We start from the raw sequence: 18,037 nt of genomic DNA, 5'->3' as shown, positions 1-18,037 counted from the left end.
GCACCTGTGGGCGGGGTTTATCAAACTGCGTTTGGTTACTCTTGTCCCTGGATAAATATACCCCTTATACGTTTTTCTCCTTCTGTGGTTAGTGTGTGGGCCTGGGGGTGGTTTCCGGGCGCCCCACAACGTTTGTGGACGCTCCCGGGCCTGGCCTGCGTGGGAGCGGTGGTGCTACTGATTCCCAATGAAGTTGTCAAGCCCGATTGGTGACTCGCTGTGAGCGGGTCAGCCCAGCGCGACGGGGTTGGGTGGCGGGGTGATCTCGAAGCTGCGGCCGTCGCGTATGAGGGCCCACAGGACGTTCAGGCGGCGTCGAGCGAGGGCGATGACGGCCTGCTTGTGGGTCTTGTTCTCGGCTCTCTTGCGGTCGTAGTAGGCCTTCGAGGTTGGGCAGCATCGGGCGGCGACCTGCGCGGACATGTAGAAGACACGTAGCAGTCGACGGCAGTAGCGGCGGGGTCGGCGCATGTTGCCGCTGATGCGTCCCGAGTCTTTCGGGACCGGGGCCAGGCCGGCGACGCCAGCGAGACGGTCGGGGCTGCCGAAGACACTCATGTCTCCGCCGGTGTGGGCAACGAACTCGGCGCCCAGGACGGGGCCGATACCGGGCATGCTCAGGATGACCTCGGCGTGCGGGTGCTCGCGAAACCGGCCCTCGATCAGGGCGTCGGTCTCGGCGATCTCCTCATCAAGAGCCGTCACCTCTCTCGCCAGCCTGGCCACCAAGGCGGCGGCCAGCTTCTCCCCGGGGACGGCGGTGTGCTGGGCCTGGGCGGCCTCGACCGCAGTGGCGGCGACGAGTTCGGAGTTGCGGACCTTGCGGTTCTTCAGCCACTCCGCAAGACGGTTCCTGCCGATCCGGCGCAGGGCAGCCGGGGTCTGGTAGCCGGCCAGCAGTACCAGAGAGGCCTTCGAGGTGCTGTAGTCGAAGGCCCGCTCCAGGGCCGGGAAGTACTCCAGCATCTGGGCCCGCATCCGGTTGATCGCCCTCGTGCGGTCGGCAGCCAGGTCGAGGCGGCGCGAGGTGAGGATCCGCAGGTCCACGGCGATGTCGTCGCCGCGGTGCATTGTCTGGAGGTCGCGGCGCATGCGGGCCTGGTCCGCGATGACGAAGGCGTCCTTCGCGTCTGTCTTCCCATCACCCCGGTAGGAACCAGAGGCGTGGTGGACAGTGCGGCCGGGGATGTAGAGGACCTTCTGCCCGTTGTCGGTCAGCAACGCGATCATCAGCGCGGCACCGCCGGAGTTGAGGTCGATCGCCCACGTCACAGGCTCGCCCTCACTCAGCGCGAGGACATCGACGATCAGTTTGAGCAGCACAGCCTCGTCGTTGGCCACCCGCTGCGACAGTCTGCGCCGGCCGTCCGAGTCGAGCACCACGCAGTGATGCTCGGCCTTGCCCGCGTCCGTTCCGGCCCACAATTCGGGCACGGCCACCTCCGAAGTGGTTCCTGTATTGGTCCCAGCAGACGACCTCGCCAGCATGTCCTTACCAAGCGATCGTGTCGCGCATCCCAATCAGTGGCCGAGTCGTCGCGGGGCACCGGGCGGCCAATCAGTAGAAGCCACTCCTGCGGCATGAACTTGACAGCCACACCCGGTGCCCCTGGGTGTCCCGATCCTACGAGTGACCGGAATCAACCCATGAACAACGTAAGGAACTTGAATGAGCGTTGTCGGGCTGGCTGGGTCAGCTGCTGACCCGCCAAGATGTACGTCTGGCGGAGCGTGAAGCGGATCTGGTGGCCTTGTTTTGCGAGCTCGATGATCCCGAGTGGCTGGAGTGGCCCCCGGACTACGACCGTGGCGCGACCGGTGCGCTGTTCGGAGGCCTTGTGTCGCAGCTTGAGGACGACTGCGCCACGCGATGTGCGACCGAGCGAGACGCCCAGGACTCCAGTGAGTACGGGCGTGTCACCGTACCGGCGGATGCGACCGTGTGCGGGACTCGGATCGTCGTTTGCGTGAGCAAGTTCGGGTCGTTGGCCCTGGTCTGCGCGGATAACCCCGGTGCCTTCATAGGCACCGGGGAAGCGCAGGCCGAGGGCGAGTTGGACGCCGGGGATCTGGGCAGGGTCAATCGGGCGTTGGCCGACCTCGGGTACGCGATCGTTCCCGAAGAACTACTGGAGTGCGACTACGACGGGCCGAGCCGGCTGCCTAGGCACGTCCAGCGGCCCAGCTGGTGGCATCGCTTCTTCGGCAGCTTCTGACGACTGCGTCGCGAGGGACAGGCCGGTGCCGGCGAGGCAGCTGTCGACCAGGTCAGGCGGTACTGGATCTGCTTCAGCCTGCGCTTGACGGCACGGGTGATCTGACCGAGGTCGGCTGCGGCGAGGTTACCAATGTCGCGCTTGACCAGCGACCAGATCCCCTCTTGTGGATTCAAGTCCGGTGAATAGCTCGAAAGTTGGACAGTGGTCGACACGCTGCCAGGTCGGCGAGGTGGATACCGATTCCATGCCCGCCCGCGCATGTCGGCCCGGTCATCCGGCCCCGCAGACGAGGCGATGCCGGTGAGGCCGCAGGGCAGCGGCCAGATCCACGGCGCCGCCGGCCGCCATCACCCCGGCGAGGGAGACCAGGTCCTGGACGAGGTCGCCGAGCGCTGCGCCCGGCATGGAAGCCGCCGTCGCACAGACCGCGATCAGGGCGACCTGCTCCCGACCCTCCAACCGGGGCATCGTCGCGGTTGCCCCGGCTCCGAGAACGACATCGGCGGCAAGGTGATGACGCAGCTCCTCCGTGAGCCACCCCTCACCGCCGGGGGTGATCTCCCGGGACGTCACCTGCCGCACGGCTGCCGCCGTCCGGAGCAGGATCAGCCGGTGAGCCTGTTCCGGCTGCCGGCCGGCCAGACCGTCCAGCCACACCGCGGCCCGCTCGCCGACCTCGGCCGCAGCGTCGAGCGCGGTCTGGAGACCGTCCGGGCCCGGCAGCTCCTGCCTGTCAACGGCCAGGCGGCCGGCATCGGAGCGCTTCGTCGTACCCGGTGAACGGCCGACGGCCTGCCCAGGTCACGCGTCCTGTGCCCGGCGTACTGCAGGCCCTTCGGCCGAGCCGCTTCCCGCACCGGGGCCGAGGAGCCGCCGGTAACCGCTGCCCACTGCTGGGCTGCGCTTCGTGCAGGCTCCACCGCCCCGCTGTCCGTGGGTGGCCGTCAACCGACCCGCGGCCGCAGCATCGCGACCGGTACAGAGTTTGCAGAAATTCTGTACCGCGCTGCTACGGTGGCCGGTACATTCTCTAGTGCGCACCTGCCGCTCGGACTTCGAATGTGGGAGGCCCCGCTTTGCCCGCCACCGCTGACGCCTCCACTCCGCTTGCCGCGCAGGCTGAACCGGCCGCTGTCCAGTCCGTCCGGGTCCACCAAGCCCGGCCGAAGTTGCCGGCCCTCATCAAGGAGGCCGGAACGGCGCCGGTCGAGCTGGTACGCGGCGACGAGAGCGCCTGGTTGGTCTCGCCGCAGCAGGCCGCAGACCGGGGACTGAACCTCGACGGCGTGCCCTCGCACGGGATCGCCGATGCCCGCCCCGTCCTCGGTGACCTCGTCGCACTGGCCGCAGCCGGCGCCCCCCAGGTCCTGCGCCGCCACAAGACCCCCGTGGCGGTCCTCATCGCCGTCCCCACCTCCACCCCGGAGAACCCGACGGCCACCGGGGAGAGCGGCGGGACGGCCGGGGCCCTGCGCTCGATCATCGACGCCCAGGCGATCCTGGCCCTCACCTGCCCGGACCCCGCCGCCGCCCGGACCGCGCTCACCGCGCACCTGGACACGCCGCACCCGGCCATCGTGTGGGTCACTCCCGAGCCGGTCCGCACCCCAAGTGCCGTGCTGCGCCCCCTCTTCGCGGGTCTGGGTCTCGATCGGCTTGGTCGTCGTCCTCGGGCTCTGGGCGACACGGCGGACATGATCACCGCCGAGCTCGGGCGCCGCTCCTGCCTGGTGGTCGTGCTCGATGCCCACCGGCTGTCCACCGAAGCGCTGGAGTCGCTGGGCAGCCTGTGGGCCCATGCGCACTTCCCCTTGGTTCTGGCCGGGACGGAGCACCTCGACAGCGTCCTCGCGCGCCCCGCGCTGGCGAGCCTGAAATCCCACGTGCAGCGTCATCGCCTGCCCGCCCCTGTGACCGCAGGCGCGGACCCGGAGGCAGCTTCCCCGCCGGCCGGCGCCGACACCCGCGCCGACAACCCGGCGGCGACCCCGCCCACTCCTCCCACCGACACCGCTGCGGGCGTTGGAGCAGTGGTTCCCGAGTCCCTGCCGTCACGACGCCGCCGGATCACCCCGCTCGGTGACGCCCTCGACGCCCTGCTCCCCGCCGTGCCAGCAGGCGACGGTGACGCCACCGCACACGGCGCGGGGGAGGGGCTGCCGACCGGGATCCACGTCCTCGACACGGCACTGGGCCGACTGCAGCCCGGCCGCTTCTACCTTGTGGCAGGCGCTCCCGGCACCGGCTCCAGCCTCATCGCCACCGCGGCAGCCCGCGCCACCGCCCTCACCCTCGGCCGCCCAGTCCTCTACGCGGCCTCCGGTCTGACCCGCGCCGACGTCGCCGCCCGCGTGATCGCCGCCCAGACCCCCGTCGACTACCGCCGCCTGCGGGCCGGCGCCCTCGATGACAGCGAACGCGAGGCCGTCGCAGCAACCGCCGAACTCCTCACCGCCGCCCCGCTGCTGATCGACGACGGCACCGACCTGGACGCCGCAGCCCTCACCGACACCGCCACCGACGTCCCCGACCTCGCACTGCTGGTCGTCGACCGCCTCCAGGCCGCCCGTGACCCCCGCCTGCCCCTGTCCGGCCCACCCGCCGTCCGCGACGCCGTCCAGGCCCTCGCCCACCTCGCCCGCACCCACCACCTCCCCGTCCTCGCCGCCCTCGACACCGACGACCCCACCCTGCTGCGCACCCTGACGGCGGACCTGACCCTGCTCCTCGAACCCCACCGTGGCGGCCGCGGGCGCGGGCACGAGGACCAGGTGCGGGTGACCATCACCGAGCGCGACCTCGGCGAACTCGCCACGGTGGTCCTCTGCGCGGACCTCGCCCACGCCCGACTGACCGACCCGGCCACTCCCGCCGCGACAGTCCCGCGCCGCGCCGACGAGCTGGCCGCGACCGCGCTCCCCTCGCCTGACGACCCGGCGGTCACGACCGATCCGGCCGCGGCCGAAGAACCCGATGCAGTAACCGACGAAGCTGCCGGTGACCGGGACACCGCAGCGACCGACACCGCCGTACCCGCCGAGGACCAGCCGGACCTCGTCGACCCTGCTACATGGCGCCCGGTGCCGACGAGCCAGTCCCGCACCGCAGCTCCCGCGCAGAGCGGTCGCCCGCGCCAGCCGGCCGGGCAGGGGCCGGCGACTTCCTCGCCCTACGGCGGCCGGGACTACGACTACTACCTGGAGATGATCAGCTCGGTCGTCGCGCAGGCGCTCGAAGAACACGGCGGCGACAGCGAGGACGCGATCGCCGTGCTGGAGGCCAAGGCGATTCCCAACGGTATGGCCCTGTTCGAGGCGACCCGGGTCGGCGGGAACTACGAGCACACCGTCTACCCGGAGAAGCTGTCCTTCCTGAGCAAGAAGACCGCCAAGGGCGCGGACGAGGTCTGGGAAGGCCGCCACAAGTGGGAGAACGACCCGCTCATGGCCGAGCTTCGGGCCGGCACCCGCCTCGGCATCGCCGTCGACGTCCTCGACACCAACGCCGCCTACCTCAGCGCCTTCAAGACCTACCTGCCCATCGGCGCCCTCCAGCACCAGCCGGACGGGGGCTTCGATCCCCGGCGCTCCGGCATCTACCTCCTGCCCAAGCGCCCTGCCTGGAACCACCCGCACCTGCCCGACCCGATCGGCAACCGGCACGAACCCGGTCCCCTCCTCCTGGACGACGCCACCGTGCGCCTGCTGATCCGCTGCCACAAGCTCGGCCTCGCCGAGGCACCTCACATCACCGAAGCCTGGACCTCCGGCAACAGCGAGAGCCTCCTGGAGAAGTTCCGCCGCATCCTCAACCTCGCCCGCGACACCGCCATCACCGAGGCCGACCAGGTCACCGAGGCATACGTGAAGGCCATCTACGCCAAGTTCACCTCCACCATCGGCGAGTCCAGCTACAACCGGGACTTGCGCCGTCCCGACTGGATGCACATCATCCGCAGCCAGGCGTTCGCCAACCTCTGGTACAAGGCCCTGCGCGCCCACAAGGCCGGCCTCACGATCGTGCGGCTGCGCGGCACCGACGAACTCCACGTCACCGACGGCGAATGGCGCAAGGTGCAAGGCCGTACGGGCGGCGTCTTCGAGGAAGGCCGCAAGACGACCCAGATGAAGCTCAAGAAGCAGTACACCCTCGGGAAGGCTGCCTGATCATGTCGACCGACGGATGGAAGAACTTCGGCAAGTACGGCGCCGCCGGGGACCCCGGCAACGTCCACGGCAAGATCGGCCTCGGCCGCGCCCTCGAAGACGCCCTGGAACGGATGATCGTCGAGGGCGGCATCAAGTCGCCCGTCACCTCCCGCCGCGGCCTGCTCGCCCGCATGCGCTACCTGACCGCGACCAAGGGCGGCCCGGCGGCCATGGCCGATGCCGGGATCACCGCCACCCCGGCCACGATCAAAGCCTGGACCAAGGGCAAGCAGCAGCCCCGCCCGGCCAACCTCGAGCTGATCGACACCGCCTACTGGAACCTGCGCGCCCACAACGTCCTGTCCAACCCCGGAGCGCTCAAGCAGCACCTCAACAATGCCGGCAAGGGCACCAAGGTCGAGATCCACCCCATCAACCAGGACCCCGTCATCCCCACACGCCGCCGCGACAACCTGCGCCTGCGCACACTCCAGGTGCGCTACGTCTGGGACGAAGCGGTCGACGCCATGGTCGCCGGTGACGAGGCGAAACTGGAGGAGATCTGGGACGACATCATCGCCGACCTGGATTCCGACTGGGGGGCCTACACCTACGTCCGCCACATCGGCCTCGGAGCCTGACCGCCTCCCCCAGGGGCTGGAGCCGGGGCCCTTACGTGGGCCTCGGCCAGGCCGGGAGACACCCGCTTCGCATGGGAGCGGCCGACCGCTCGTGCTCTGCGAAGGAGCCCCCGATCTGCCCGACCACCCCTCGAACGCGCCCCGCATCCCATGAGCCGGCGTGTCAAACAGCAAGTGCATGGGCCGGGCGGGACCAGGCGGCTACCTCGTCTCACGACTGCTGGTACTCGACCAGGCGGTCGTTCTCGGGGAGATCGCGCGGGGCTCGCCGGCCGGCGGTCTTCCGGTCGGGTCAGTGGCTTGTCGGGGCCGTGGCCTAAAGTGCAGCTTCTGACAGATTGACGCCGGAGAGGGGTCGGGCGATGACCGAGGCGTGGGACCGGCTGCGAGCGATCATGGGCGAGCCGGTGTACACCCCGGCGCAGGTGCCGTGGGGCCTGGCCCCGGCGGAGCTCGGGATCCAGCTGCCGTCGGACTACCGGGCGTTCATCGACCTGTACGGTGCGGTGAACCTGAACGGCGAGTGGGGCGTTCAGTCGCCGACGGAGCACCCCCGCGCAGTCGGTTCGCCGGGTGGGCTGGCGGGGTGGCGCTTTGAGACCGACACCGAGTTCCGGGAGCAGGTCGAGGGTGAGGACGAGTTCTGGGACCAGGAACGCACCCCGGTCTTCCCGGACCCGGGCGGGTTGCTGCCCTGGGGCGGGAACAGCAACCACATCTACTGCTGCTGGCTGACCACCGGCCCGGACCCGGAGCAGTGGCCGGTGGCCGTCTTCTGCCGTTTCAAGGACGGTGAGCTCGACCGATTCGACGGCGGCTTCGCGGAGTTCGTCGCGACCGTACTCACCGGCGGCTACGCCCATGAGGACGAGTTGCTGGTGCGTCCGGACCCGCAAGAGTGGGGGCCTCAACCCGCCCGGCCGCTCTGGACACCCGCCTACGACTGGACCGGCAAGGACTGGGGCGCGGAGTGGGGCATCACCTGGTACCAACCAACTGGGTCAACGGAAATGCCCTGGACCGGGTAACGACGATCGTGGTACACCACCATGACTGTGGCGAGGCTGCCTCAACTCCTGCGTGACAGGGGGAAGGGACGGCTCACGGCAGGAGAGACGCCTTTGCCGGGGCCGGGCCATACCTTCAGGATCGCTCGGGCCGGCGCTCGTGGTCGCGGTTCAGGCGCCGGGTCCGCGAGAGCCACCCGAGTGTGCGCTCGACCGCCCACCTGCGCGCGAGCACCACGAGTTCCCTGGTCCCGTCGGGACGCTTGACCACCTCGACCCGCACCCCGTGCGTCGCGAACGCGTCCGCCAGTGCCGGGCCCTGGTAGGCGGTGTCCGCCCAGACCAGTTTCAGCAGGCGTCCGGGCTCGGCCATGAACGCGTCGATCAGTTCCGGGGCGGCCACCGAGTCGTGCACGTTCGCGGGGGTGACCGTGACCTCCAGCAGCAGGCCGCCCGTGTCGGTCAGGATGCGGCGCTTGCGTCCGTCGCGCCGCTTGTTGCCGTCGATCCCGCGCGTGGCGGTGGGGCAAGTCTCCGAGCCGTCCACCGACTGCGCGTCCATAATGCCCGCACCCGGCTCGGCCACCCGCCCCTCCCTCTCGCGCTGCAGGCGACGTAGCCGCTGGTAGAGCTCGCGCACATAGCCGTGGCGCGACCAGCGGCGGAAGAAGTCGTAGACCTTGCGCGGGGCCGGCAGGTCGACGGGCGTCGCCCGCCATTTCGCGCCGTTGTCGACGACGTAGCGCACTGCGTCGACCATCTCACGGTGGCAATAGGCCTCGGGGCGTCCGCCCCGGCCCTCCAACCAAGCCGGCACCGGCATCGAGGCCTTGACCTGGTCCCATTCCGCATCCGTCATGTCGGACGGTAGTGCGGAGCACGCCGCCCCGCCGCGATTGCCCCGTACAGGTGAACGAAGCAGTCACCACGCCAGAGTGACCGAAGTGGCATCGCCCGGCACAGGAATGGTGAACTGGTACGGCAACGGCCCCCCTGGGTCGCAGGGTTGGTCTCGACAACCGCACTCCTACCAAGAGGCCCGTTCCTCTGCACCCACCGAGCGGCCAGCACGGACATTCGAGATTTCCTCAGGGAAGTGATCTTTCGGAGCAGTCTGTCGCGGTGGACACCATCACACCCCTGGCGGAATGGCGAACGGGTCGTACTCCTCGGGCATGAAGCAGCCGTAGTCCTGGAGTGGCTGCGGATCGTTCAGCACGATGTGCTTGCGCTCGCCCGCTGGTGAGAGTCCGTCTGGGCGGTCCAGAATCCGTTGGCCGGGGAGTCCGGTGGACGCTGGTGCGTCGGCTGCGAGTCGACCGAAGCGGTCCAGCAGAGCCCACACAGCCTCGTAGACATCGCGGATGTCCTCGGCCGCCCTCTCCTCGGTAATTTCAGGGGAGGCTTCGCGGTACGCCGCACGGGCCGAAGCGACAAAACGCTCCGGATCGACGATCACTACGTCCTGGCGCATCCGAACGCTGATCGTCATACCCGCCGTCGGGACTGGCATCTCATCCACCGGGCCACGGTACTGCGTCGGAAGCGCGACCGACCGAGGCATTCACAACCCGACCCCACCGAACACCACCCGTTTCACCACCACGCTCTGAATCGGTCATCCCGTTGTGTGGTGTGTGACTGTCAGGTGCGGGCTGCGCGGTCGTGGGATTGTCGGCGGTAGTGGGCGATGTCGTGGTGGAAGCCGATGACGAGGTCCCGGCAGCGGTAATCGAGACGGAGGTGGGAGCGTTGATCGGGACGACTGCGATGGCTTCCTGAGCTCGCAGGTCCCACAGTCGCACTGTGTCGTCTCTGCTGGCGGTGACGGCGATGGGGCGGCCGTCCAGCACGGTGCAGGTCACCGCGAGCACCGCGTTGGTGTGGCCGGTGAGGGGTTCGCCGACGAGGTGGCCGGTGGCCAGGCCCCACACCCGCAGCGCCCGCAGAGCGCCATACTGCACGTCGTGGATCGCGAAGACCTGATTGCTGCCCTCGAATGACATGAGACTGATGCCGCCCGCCATGCTGCCCTGGCCCTGCGCGAAGGGGCTTCGTTCCGGGTGTGGGCCGAATCAACGTTGCCGGCCAGCCACTCGCTCGCGCTCACCACGGCAGCCGGCGATGCACGGCCGGGAGTGGGTGCTGCGCCATGCCGCGCTGCTCGACCGCACCGCGCTGCAGATTTCCGCCTTGTCGGCCGACACCGCCGACGGCTCCGCCGCCGGGCCGGACAGGCAGCCCGGCCCGGCCGTGGTCAGTGCCGCCCTGCAGCTGCGGCAACTTGACCGGCACGGTGGCACCGGCCTGGGCCCGCTCGGCCCGGACGCAGCCGCGTGGGACGGTGAGGACGGCGTTCTCGGCTACCTGCGCCAGGAGTACCTGGCCTGGTGCAGCGCGCAGCTGTCCGACCTGACCGCGGTCGGGGCGGCGATGCGCGCCATGTCCGAGGTCACGGACGACAACGTGCGCTCTGGACAGGCGGCGGGCCGCGGCGAACCCTGGCCGCACGAGCAGCTCCTCGACCTCGCCCGGCGCAGGGTCGCCGCCTACACGCGGGCGGTGGGCTTCGGGATCGACGCGGTTGCCGACCAGCAGCGCGCCGAGCAGGAACTGCGGGAGTTGGAGGCCGCCGGCACGTGAGCGCCGGTTGCGGTGGACGTCCGCTTCAGCGTGGGCTGAGCGCGCACCGGGCGGCGCTTCGGGCCCTCAGCGCCCCACCGGCTCGACCGGGGCCGAACCTACCGCTCCCGGTAGGGGCAGCCCCCTCGCCGACGGCAGGCAGGCAACCGCCAGCTGCTCAGCCGGTCGCCGCTCCACCCCGGGGCCGCCAGTCGCGCTCGTCCGCCACCGGGCCGCTGCTGCTCACCCCGGCATGCCAACCCGCTCTGGTTGCGCGCGCCGCCGGGCCCCGTCGCCCGGCCAGCCGTGCAGGTCAGCGACGTGAAGGGGCTGCTGGAACCAATCGCCCGGCTGTCGGAGGGATCACCTACTCTGTCGCGCACACGGCACCAGGGGTGCCGGGCCAGCAGCATCGGAGTGGGTGCCGGGATGAGTGTGGATTTCTTCTGGCGGCGTGTGCCGTGCAGGGCACTGGATCAACTGTCGCCGAAGGAGCTGGGCGCGCTGGTGCCGCACTGGTTCGATTCGGAGTTCAAGTCCCTTTGCGAGGTCGGCATGGTCATGGGTGTCGAAGGCAATGGCTACGTGGTGCACTTCGCACTGACCTCGGGCGGGGTGGCTTCGGACGGCGTTGCTCGACTGCCGGCCTTCGGGGGCGAGCAACGGGCGGAGGGCGAGGAGGACCCGGAGTACGGGTGGGTCGGGACGGAGTTGTGGGTGCTCCGCCCTGACGAGGTGCGGGAGGCCTCGGACTTCTTGAAGCGCGTTGCGGTCGACGACCTGATGACTGGCTTGGATGCCGCGCTAGCGCGAGAGGTCGTGTCGCTGGGGTTCTCCAGGCCGTGGAGCCCGGCGTGGTCTGAGGAGTTGACGGCGGACCTGGGCGAGCTGAGGAGCTTCTTCGCCGCTGCCGCAGCCGCGGGCGACGCGATGGTCAAGTTCGAGTCGGCGTGACGTGCTGCCCAGCGGGTCGTCGGGCTGGCATGCTGGTTCACTGGGCGCCGAAGGAGTCATCGAGGTCATGCCTAGGACGGTAGGGGAGGGCCCCGACAGCACCGGGCTTCTGTGGCACCGCTGCGCCACCGTCCGACGGGAGAGGGCCTCAGGGGTGGAGGCCGACGGTCGTCAGTGGGAGCGCAGGGCGGCGGAGCGGGCGTAGAGGAAGGCCTGGCGGGGCGCCAGGCTGTAATACCAACCGGCGGTGGACGCGTGGCGGCCCATGGCGCGGAAGTGGAGGGCTGCATCGGCTCGGCGCTGTACGAGACTCATGGAGAAGGCGAGCAGGGAATGGTCCTCGGCGACGCGGGAGTGCGGCTGCGGGCCCGCGTCGATCCAGCGCTCCTGTATGTCGGCCAGGTGGGCGGGGAGGTGGTTCGGGTCGAATCCGTCGTCGTCGGCCAGCCACTTCTCCTGGTTGGCGAGGAACGGCAGGAGGGTGAGGGTGTGGCCCGCCGGTGCCCGGTCGGAGGCTTCGCGGGCGAATTCGGTCATCTCCCGGTGCGAGCCCGACCACTTGGCGCACAGGTACTGCAGGGCGTGGTGGTGCCCGGTGCGGTGCAGGGGGTCGCAGGCGGTCAGGGCTTGCCAGCGGGCGTCGAACTCCCGCCGGGGGACCTGCAGTCCGCGTGCCAGGTGCACGGCGGTCGCCCGGGGTGTGGGATCGGCCGGCGCCAGATCAGCTGCCCGTGCCGCCAGTTCGTCGGCCTGGCCCAGGAGCTCGAAGAACCTCGGCCAGGCGTCCTTGCGCACGTACTTGGCCTGGGCGCGTCCGCGGATGAATCAGGCGCGGGCGATGTTCGCCCTGGACAGGACGGTCAGTGCATCGGCGCTCCCGGGCTCCGCCTTGGCCCAGTTCTGCAGGGCCGGGAGCACTGTGGGACGGTCGGACAGGTACTGCACCCGGTGGTCCTTGAGCGCCCAGTCGTTGCCACCGGAGAGGAGCAGGTCGCGTGCTGGTCGCCAGTCGGCCCGTCTGGTCAGTGCGTCGGCGGCGGCTCGGAGGCTGTTGTCACCGTACGCCTTGTCGAAGGAGACCGGCGGCAGGAGGCCCAGAGAGAGTCGGTTCAGCATGGTCACGGGCGAACGCTACCGGGGGAGAGTGCGGACTACGAGGCCAGGGCCTGCGGTGATGCCGGCGGGCGCGTGCAAGGACGAAGGCAACGTGAACCGGGTCGTTCAGTGGAATCCAAGCTGCCAAGTGCCGCCGAGGATCCTGCCGCTCGGGGAGCGATGTCCGAGCCAGGCCTGCAGCTCGAACAGGGTCATCGGTTCCTTGGCGTTGTAGAGCCGGCTGGCGATGGTGAAGCATCCGCTGGACGCGACAGCATGTAGAGGTGGTTCTCCGCCCCGGTGACGCTGACCTGCCAGGTCGGCGCCGGCCCCGGGGCGGGACGGTCGTCAAGGGTGCGACCAGTACGGGTCGTCGGTGCTCGGGGCCGCCACGCTCAGCTGGTTCGAGTAGTCGTTCACCTTTCGGCGCGGGTGGGCGGGGTCCTTCCCGTACACCTCGGTGCCGGCGTAGTGGACTCCGTCCATGGAGGCCTGGAGGCTCACGCCCGGGGTGTCCATCTCCAGGATGACGAAGACGCCGTCGGGCGAGGTGGCGGAGATCTGGCGCTCGTCAGTCGGGAAGGTATCGGTGTTGGCGCCGACGAAGTTCCGGAACTTGCCCACGGTGTAGCCGTGTGCCGTCCAGTACTGGGCGAGCTGGTCGGCGAGGACCTTGTACTTGGACCGGTCGACCGGGGCCCGGAGCGACCACATGCGGTAGACGGTGGAGGTCGGCATCGGCTCGCCGTCCCAGTGGTCCGGGTCGCGGTCCACGTAGTACCAGCCGTCGTAGTGTGCGACCTGCGGGGTGATGGCGCCTACGGAGCCTTCGAGGGCGCTCTGGATGCTGTCCCGGGCCTTCGCGGCGTCCGTCCCGGGCTCGTCGTGCCGGGCGACCGGGCCGTAACCGTTCTTGAAGAGCCACGCCCCGGTCGCAACTGCGCCGACCAGAAGGAGGAGCACCGCGCCGACGGCGGCCGGTGTCCTGCGGGCCGTGGTGCGCTTGCTGTTCTCCATGGGCGTTGTCCTCCGGGTCGGTGCCGATCTGCTGCGGCGTTGACCAGGAGATTACTGGCGGGTAGTCCGGCAGGCCTGAGCACCCGTACTCAGATCCGTGCTCAAAACGGGAGGCGACAACGACGTGGAGGAGAGCCGCTGGTGTCCGCCAGAATGTGGCTGCGGCCTGGTGGTTAATGGATTTCCCTCGGGCAGCCGTGGTTGGGAAGATCTTGGTCATGGCACTGCTGGTTCCCAGGACACCCGAGCGTCCGATCGCTGCGGAGAGCTTCGTCGGCGAGTTCGAGACGCACGTCACCGTGGAGTGCGAGGGCGATGGGGCGGTGCGCAGGCTGGAACGGTGGGCAGCGGGCAGGGGCGTCGGCTTCGTGCACATCATGCTCGCGAGGGGGCGGATGACCTCGCAGCCGATGGTGACGCTCCGTGGGGCAGGCACCTTGCCGGAGCGGCGGCTGGCGGCGCTGGCGGTGGCGGATGAGCTCCGCACGTCGGGCTTTGAGCCGGTTCGGGTGAAGATCGAGGCGGCGCCCTGGACGCGTGGGGTGCCGCAATCGGATGTGGAGGCGGCGCGACTCGGTCCGGAGGTTCACTTCGAGCACCACATCAAGGTGCTCGTGCAGCCGGATTTCGACCGCGCGGCGATCGCAGCCGTGGTCAGTGGCCATGGCGCCCATGTGTCGTGGAACGCGCGGCGGGTTGTGGACGACGGTCGGCAGCAGCGGTTCGTGACCCAGCGCTGTTACGGCGTCGGTCTGCATGCGGCCGGCGAGCGGCTGGAACGGCTGGTCGCTGCGGTGTCCGGCGCCGGGTACGAGATCGCCTCCGTGGAGCGGGAGTTCGTGGTGTACGACAGCAACATCGCCGTCGATGACGGGTGGATAGGGGAGGGGCCGCAGAGATGACGCCGACATGGGAGTCCTTCGGTTGGCAGGCCTCCGAGGTGCCGAGGACCGAGCTGGACAACAGCCGGCGGGCGGGCTTCGGGGTGCCGCTGACGCTCCGTCCGGTGCGGGGGGAGGGAGTGGTGCAGCGTCCGATCTTCGATCCGGCGCTCAAGCAGCATGCCAACGCCTACCGCGCCGCTGACCCCCGGTTCACCGACGCGGTGGTGGGCGCTGCCTGGTATGCCCTCCGGCGGACGGCGCTGGACCTGGTACTGACAGCCATCGCGAGGTCCGAGTGGGCCGACCACCTGGTGCTGCGCGGCAGTGTGCTGCTCAAGGGTTGGTTCGGTGACGACGCCCGGGAGCCGGGAGACCTGGACTTCGTCGTCGTTCCCCACGATTGGCGGATCGAGGAGGAGCGGACCACGGCAATGCTGGACGGCATCGCGCTCGCGGCCCAGCAGGCCGCCGGCGCGGGTCCGGTGAGCTTCGAGGCCGCGGACGCGGTCAGCGAGGACATCTGGACCTACGACCGGGTCCCGGGCCGGCGCCTGGTCCTGCCGTGGACGGCCGACGGCACGCCCGGCGGCGTGGTGCAGCTCGACTTCGTGTTCAACGAGCAGCTGCCGCTCGCACCCGAGCCGTTCCCGCTCTCCGCCGACGCGACGCTGAACGCGGTCACACCGGAGCTGTCGCTGGCCTGGAAGATCATGTGGCTGGTCACCGACATGCATCCGCAGGGCAAGGATCTCTATGACGCGGTGCTGCTCGCCGAATCCTGCCGCCTGCCGTACGCGGTGCTGCGCGACGCCTTCCTCGCCGCCGAGCCACACTACGCCCTGCGCCCCGTGCGGCCTGCCACCATCACCGAGCTGGTGGACAGCGTGGAATGGGAGCACTTCGCGCAGGAGTACCCCGACATCCCCGGTACGGACGCGGAGTATGTCGAGCGCCTGGCAGCCGCCCTCGCCCAGACGTTCCACGGCACCGAGGACGCCGACGCCCAGGAGGTGAGCCAGTGGTGGCTGGAGCCATGGGTTGCGCACTACCGCGAACTGCTCGACCGCACCGGTATGCCCGCCGTGCAGCGGGCGATGGCTGCGGCCGGCACGCCGGTGGTCGTGGCCGTCGTGCTCACCGGAGAACTGCTCGGGCGGGAGCGGAACGGCCTCCAGGACCTCGTCCCTGCAATCCTTGCGGATCCCGCATGGGCCGACTGGACCGACTACTTCAACCGGGGGCGCAACCGTGAGCACCTCGACGAGCAGCTGAAGGAGCTGTGACACTCAGCCGCTGATGATGTCATCGAGGGGACAGTGCAGTCTCCCTCGGGCTCAAACAGAGCGGTCACCGGTTGGTCCTCAACCCCGTCGACAACGTGGCCGTGAACGCGTGGATGGCCGGGCACATCCACGGCGAAGAGGGGTGCGAGGGCAGCCGTGGCCCGTCCGGCCAGGGATTGGTCTCCCGACGGGCCCGGGCCGGATCCCGTCACCCGCGTGACCGGCCCGGATCCGGACGGGGGCGTTCAGTGAGTGGGGACCGTGTCCTGCTCCGCCGCGTTCAGGAGTTCTTCCAGGCGGGCCGTGCGAGCCAGCTCCGGGCACTGGTTTCGTGCCCGGGCCAGAGCGGTGCGGGCCTCGTCGTAGCGGCAGAGGGCGGTGAGCGCGGCGGCGAGGGTGCAGCAGGCGTTGGCGCGCCAGAACGGCGAGCTCACGTAGGTGCTCCAGCGCCTGGCCAACCGGGCGGCCAGCTCGGGGTGGCCGTCGAGGAGCTCGGCGTCGGCGGCGGTCTGCGTGTATGTGTGCATCAGGCGCGGTTCGGGTTCGGAGCCGTCGCCGGTGACGGCGATCAGTGCCAGGGCGACCCGGTGCCGGACCTCCCGTGGGGGCAGTTCGCCAGCTTCTCCGGAGGCTACCGCTGCTGCCGCCAGCAGCTGGTAGACGGGGACACGGCCGACGCCCTGACGGGTCTGCAGCAGTTGCCGGGCCTCGGTGTCCACCTACTCGTAGCGGTCCTCGGCGAGCAGGATGCCGGCCTGGGTGACGTTCACCCGGGCCGATGCGGGCACCAGGTCGAGCAGCCGACGGGCCTCACCGATCTGGCCCCGGATCACGTGCCGCTCCGCACGTACCAGGTCGGGGTGGCGCAGCAGGTGTTCGATCTGGTGGCGTCGCAGGGTGAGGCCGAGCACTGTCCACAGGGGGCTGAGCGGAGCGGGGTGACAGCGCAGATTGATGACGACGGTGGTCACCAACAGCGAGATCCCCAGTTCCCGGGCGAAGCCGTTCGGGTGTGTGGCGAGCAGTGCGCCGAGGCCGAGCTGCACGGCGAGCAACGCCGCGGAGTTCAGCCACAGGCGAGGGCGCAGCCAGGGGACCGGGGTGATCTCGATGAAGAGAGTGAGTTCGGCGGAGGGCACCAGGCCGATCTCGACGGGCACGCCGGCGAAGGTGGCGGAGGCAAGCCGGCGGCCGCTGCCGTAGCGGACGATGACCAGCCGGGCGCCGGTGGCCCGGTGGAACAGCAGAGTCCACACGTCGGGGAAGACCAGGCCGACCGCGACGCCGGGCAATATCCCGATCAGGGCCGTGGGATCGCCGGTCCGCAGGGCGAGGAGGACGACCGGGGCGAGGAGTGCTGCGAGCAGGCGCCAGGCCAGCCGGTGGGAGATGGGAAATGTCACGGGCGAAGCATTTCGGCAGGTCACAGCGAGGGGAAGTACCCGTGACGCACTTGTGACTCGTCTGGGCACGCCCGTGGCGCCGCGGTCCCCGGCCGGGGTGACCAGGGGTGTGATGCCCTGTTGTGCGGACTCGACGGTGCGGTGCAGGCCGGTGGTGGCGTCCTGGGACGGCCAGTGCGTGGAGGAGTGGCCTGAGCTTGTCGCTCGCCGTCGTGGAGTGGCAAGGGCACAAGAGCGACCCGAGCCGGGGCCTCAACGCCGGGATGTGAAGACTGCCATGGCGGCCCGGCTCCCACGACCTCGACTCTTGAACCGCTCCGGGAGCGGATCGTTCTCCAGAGGGTGCGATGCAACGGTCAAGGAACGACCGGCTGTTCTCCGAATCGGAACGCCGCGATTCGGAATTCTTTACCCGGCCGTTCTGAACGTTCCGAACCTTCGACCGAAATGCTGGTCACAGACGCGCTCCGGGCCTCCACGCCACACACCGTCACGGAGCGGGCAGCCATCGAGAAGTGAAGGACCAGCACGTGACGACCCCCGCTCCTGCCAGGCCGCTGACCGGCGTTCGCGTCGGACAACCCGACCATCACCGACCCACGACCGCGGGCACCGTCCCCGGGGTGGGATCCGCCCCCGCTCCGGCGCGGCCCCGCCGCCGCCGCAACGCACCGCGCGGCGCGGTCCCGGACCCGGCGTGGGAGGCGTGATGAGCGACACCCAGCCGGCCGACGCAGCCGACGCCGCCCAAGCCCGCGCCCCGA

At 70.0% G+C, this 18,037-nt stretch carries 19 protein-coding genes; 9 read left to right on the top strand and 10 right to left on the bottom strand.

The annotated features are described in order from the left end of the window. Positions 1–228: 228 nt before the first annotated feature. Positions 229–1,440, bottom strand: a complete 1,212-nt coding sequence (locus tag ACFC1F_RS30620; protein ID WP_376163138.1) for an IS110 family transposase — start codon at positions 1,438–1,440, stop codon at positions 229–231. Positions 1,441–1,676: 236 nt separating this feature from the next. On the opposite strand from ACFC1F_RS30620, the gene ACFC1F_RS30615 reads away from it, so the two are divergent. Beyond that, on the top strand, positions 1,677–2,216 hold the full coding sequence (locus ACFC1F_RS30615) for a hypothetical protein (protein ID WP_376163136.1): 540 nt from the start codon (positions 1,677–1,679) through the stop codon (positions 2,214–2,216). Positions 2,217–2,489: 273 nt separating this feature from the next. On the opposite strand, the gene ACFC1F_RS30610 is transcribed toward ACFC1F_RS30615, so the two are convergent. Then, positions 2,490–2,678, bottom strand: coding sequence for a hypothetical protein (locus ACFC1F_RS30610; protein WP_376163135.1), 189 nt, complete (start codon positions 2,676–2,678; stop codon positions 2,490–2,492). A gap of 153 nt (positions 2,679–2,831) precedes the next feature. Here ACFC1F_RS30610 and ACFC1F_RS30605 point away from each other — a divergent pair, with 153 nt between their 5' ends. From ACFC1F_RS30605 to ACFC1F_RS30590, 4 genes are all read left to right on the top strand, one after another. Further along, positions 2,832–2,999 (top strand): hypothetical protein, encoded by a 168-nt coding sequence (locus ACFC1F_RS30605; protein ID WP_376163133.1) that lies wholly within the window; start codon positions 2,832–2,834, stop codon positions 2,997–2,999. A gap of 389 nt (positions 3,000–3,388) precedes the next feature. After that, positions 3,389–6,385: a DnaB-like helicase C-terminal domain-containing protein gene (locus ACFC1F_RS30600; RefSeq protein WP_376163131.1), complete on the top strand. Its 2,997-nt coding sequence runs from the start codon at positions 3,389–3,391 to the stop codon at positions 6,383–6,385. 2 nt (positions 6,386–6,387) lie between these two features. Beyond that, positions 6,388–7,008: a hypothetical protein gene (locus tag ACFC1F_RS30595; RefSeq protein ID WP_376163130.1), complete on the top strand. Its 621-nt coding sequence runs from the start codon at positions 6,388–6,390 to the stop codon at positions 7,006–7,008. Positions 7,009–7,370: 362 nt separating this feature from the next. Further along, the gene (locus ACFC1F_RS30590) at positions 7,371–8,036 is read left to right on the top strand and encodes an SMI1/KNR4 family protein (RefSeq protein WP_376163128.1); all 666 of its coding nucleotides are present in this window, start codon (positions 7,371–7,373) and stop codon (positions 8,034–8,036) included. A 115-nt stretch (positions 8,037–8,151) separates the two neighbouring features. Here ACFC1F_RS30590 and ACFC1F_RS30585 read toward each other — a convergent pair whose 3' ends face one another. The 3 genes from ACFC1F_RS30585 to ACFC1F_RS30575 form a co-directional block, all read right to left on the bottom strand. Then, entirely contained in the window at positions 8,152–8,874 is a 723-nt protein-coding gene (locus tag ACFC1F_RS30585) for an IS5 family transposase (RefSeq protein ID WP_376163126.1), read from the bottom strand. Positions 8,875–9,147: 273 nt separating this feature from the next. Continuing rightward, positions 9,148–9,537 carry a hypothetical protein gene (locus ACFC1F_RS30580; RefSeq protein WP_209412860.1) on the bottom strand — a complete coding sequence of 130 codons (390 nt, stop codon included), beginning with the start codon at positions 9,535–9,537 and terminating at the stop codon, positions 9,148–9,150. Beyond that, on the bottom strand, positions 9,530–10,042 hold the full coding sequence (locus ACFC1F_RS30575; protein WP_376163124.1) for a hypothetical protein: 513 nt from the start codon (positions 10,040–10,042) through the stop codon (positions 9,530–9,532). The genes ACFC1F_RS30580 and ACFC1F_RS30575 overlap by 8 nt, the downstream gene beginning before the upstream one ends. 97 nt (positions 10,043–10,139) lie before the next feature. Between ACFC1F_RS30575 and ACFC1F_RS30570 the strand changes: the two genes are divergently transcribed. Together ACFC1F_RS30570 and ACFC1F_RS30565 are read left to right on the top strand one after the other, a co-directional pair. Beyond that, entirely contained in the window at positions 10,140–10,658 is a 519-nt protein-coding gene (locus ACFC1F_RS30570; protein WP_376163122.1) for a hypothetical protein, read from the top strand. A gap of 408 nt (positions 10,659–11,066) precedes the next feature. Further along, positions 11,067–11,591, top strand: coding sequence for a DUF1877 family protein (locus tag ACFC1F_RS30565; protein ID WP_376163120.1), 525 nt, complete (start codon positions 11,067–11,069; stop codon positions 11,589–11,591). A 171-nt stretch (positions 11,592–11,762) separates the two neighbouring features. Here the strand turns inward: ACFC1F_RS30565 and ACFC1F_RS30560 are convergent, their stop codons facing one another. From ACFC1F_RS30560 to ACFC1F_RS30550, 3 genes are all read right to left on the bottom strand, one after another. Beyond that, positions 11,763–12,386, bottom strand: coding sequence for a hypothetical protein (locus tag ACFC1F_RS30560; RefSeq protein WP_376163118.1), 624 nt, complete (start codon positions 12,384–12,386; stop codon positions 11,763–11,765). 30 nt (positions 12,387–12,416) lie between these two features. Continuing rightward, positions 12,417–12,713, bottom strand: coding sequence for a hypothetical protein (locus ACFC1F_RS30555; RefSeq protein WP_376163117.1), 297 nt, complete (start codon positions 12,711–12,713; stop codon positions 12,417–12,419). A 321-nt stretch (positions 12,714–13,034) separates the two neighbouring features. Then, entirely contained in the window at positions 13,035–13,703 is a 669-nt protein-coding gene (locus tag ACFC1F_RS30550) for a hypothetical protein (protein ID WP_376163115.1), read from the bottom strand. Positions 13,704–13,921: 218 nt separating this feature from the next. Here ACFC1F_RS30550 and ACFC1F_RS30545 point away from each other — a divergent pair, with 218 nt between their 5' ends. Both ACFC1F_RS30545 and ACFC1F_RS30540 read left to right on the top strand, forming a co-directional pair. Continuing rightward, positions 13,922–14,605 (top strand): hypothetical protein, encoded by a 684-nt coding sequence (locus tag ACFC1F_RS30545; protein ID WP_376163113.1) that lies wholly within the window; start codon positions 13,922–13,924, stop codon positions 14,603–14,605. Next, positions 14,602–15,870 (top strand): nucleotidyl transferase AbiEii/AbiGii toxin family protein, encoded by a 1,269-nt coding sequence (locus ACFC1F_RS30540; RefSeq protein ID WP_376163112.1) that lies wholly within the window; start codon positions 14,602–14,604, stop codon positions 15,868–15,870. Before ACFC1F_RS30545 ends, ACFC1F_RS30540 begins: the two co-directional genes overlap by 4 nt. 245 nt (positions 15,871–16,115) lie before the next feature. Here ACFC1F_RS30540 and ACFC1F_RS30535 read toward each other — a convergent pair whose 3' ends face one another. Further along, a complete protein-coding gene (locus ACFC1F_RS30535) occupies positions 16,116–16,589 on the bottom strand; it encodes a hypothetical protein (RefSeq protein WP_376163110.1) in 474 nt (157 codons plus the stop codon). Continuing rightward, entirely contained in the window at positions 16,590–17,273 is a 684-nt protein-coding gene (locus tag ACFC1F_RS30530) for a hypothetical protein (RefSeq protein WP_376163108.1), read from the bottom strand. Positions 17,274–18,037 lie beyond the last annotated feature (764 nt).

Origin of the sequence: Kitasatospora sp. NPDC056181 (assembly GCF_042266225.1) — a bacterium.
Lineage (GTDB): Bacteria > Actinomycetota > Actinomycetes > Streptomycetales > Streptomycetaceae > Kitasatospora.
This window is presented reverse-complemented; position numbering and strand designations above follow the sequence as displayed.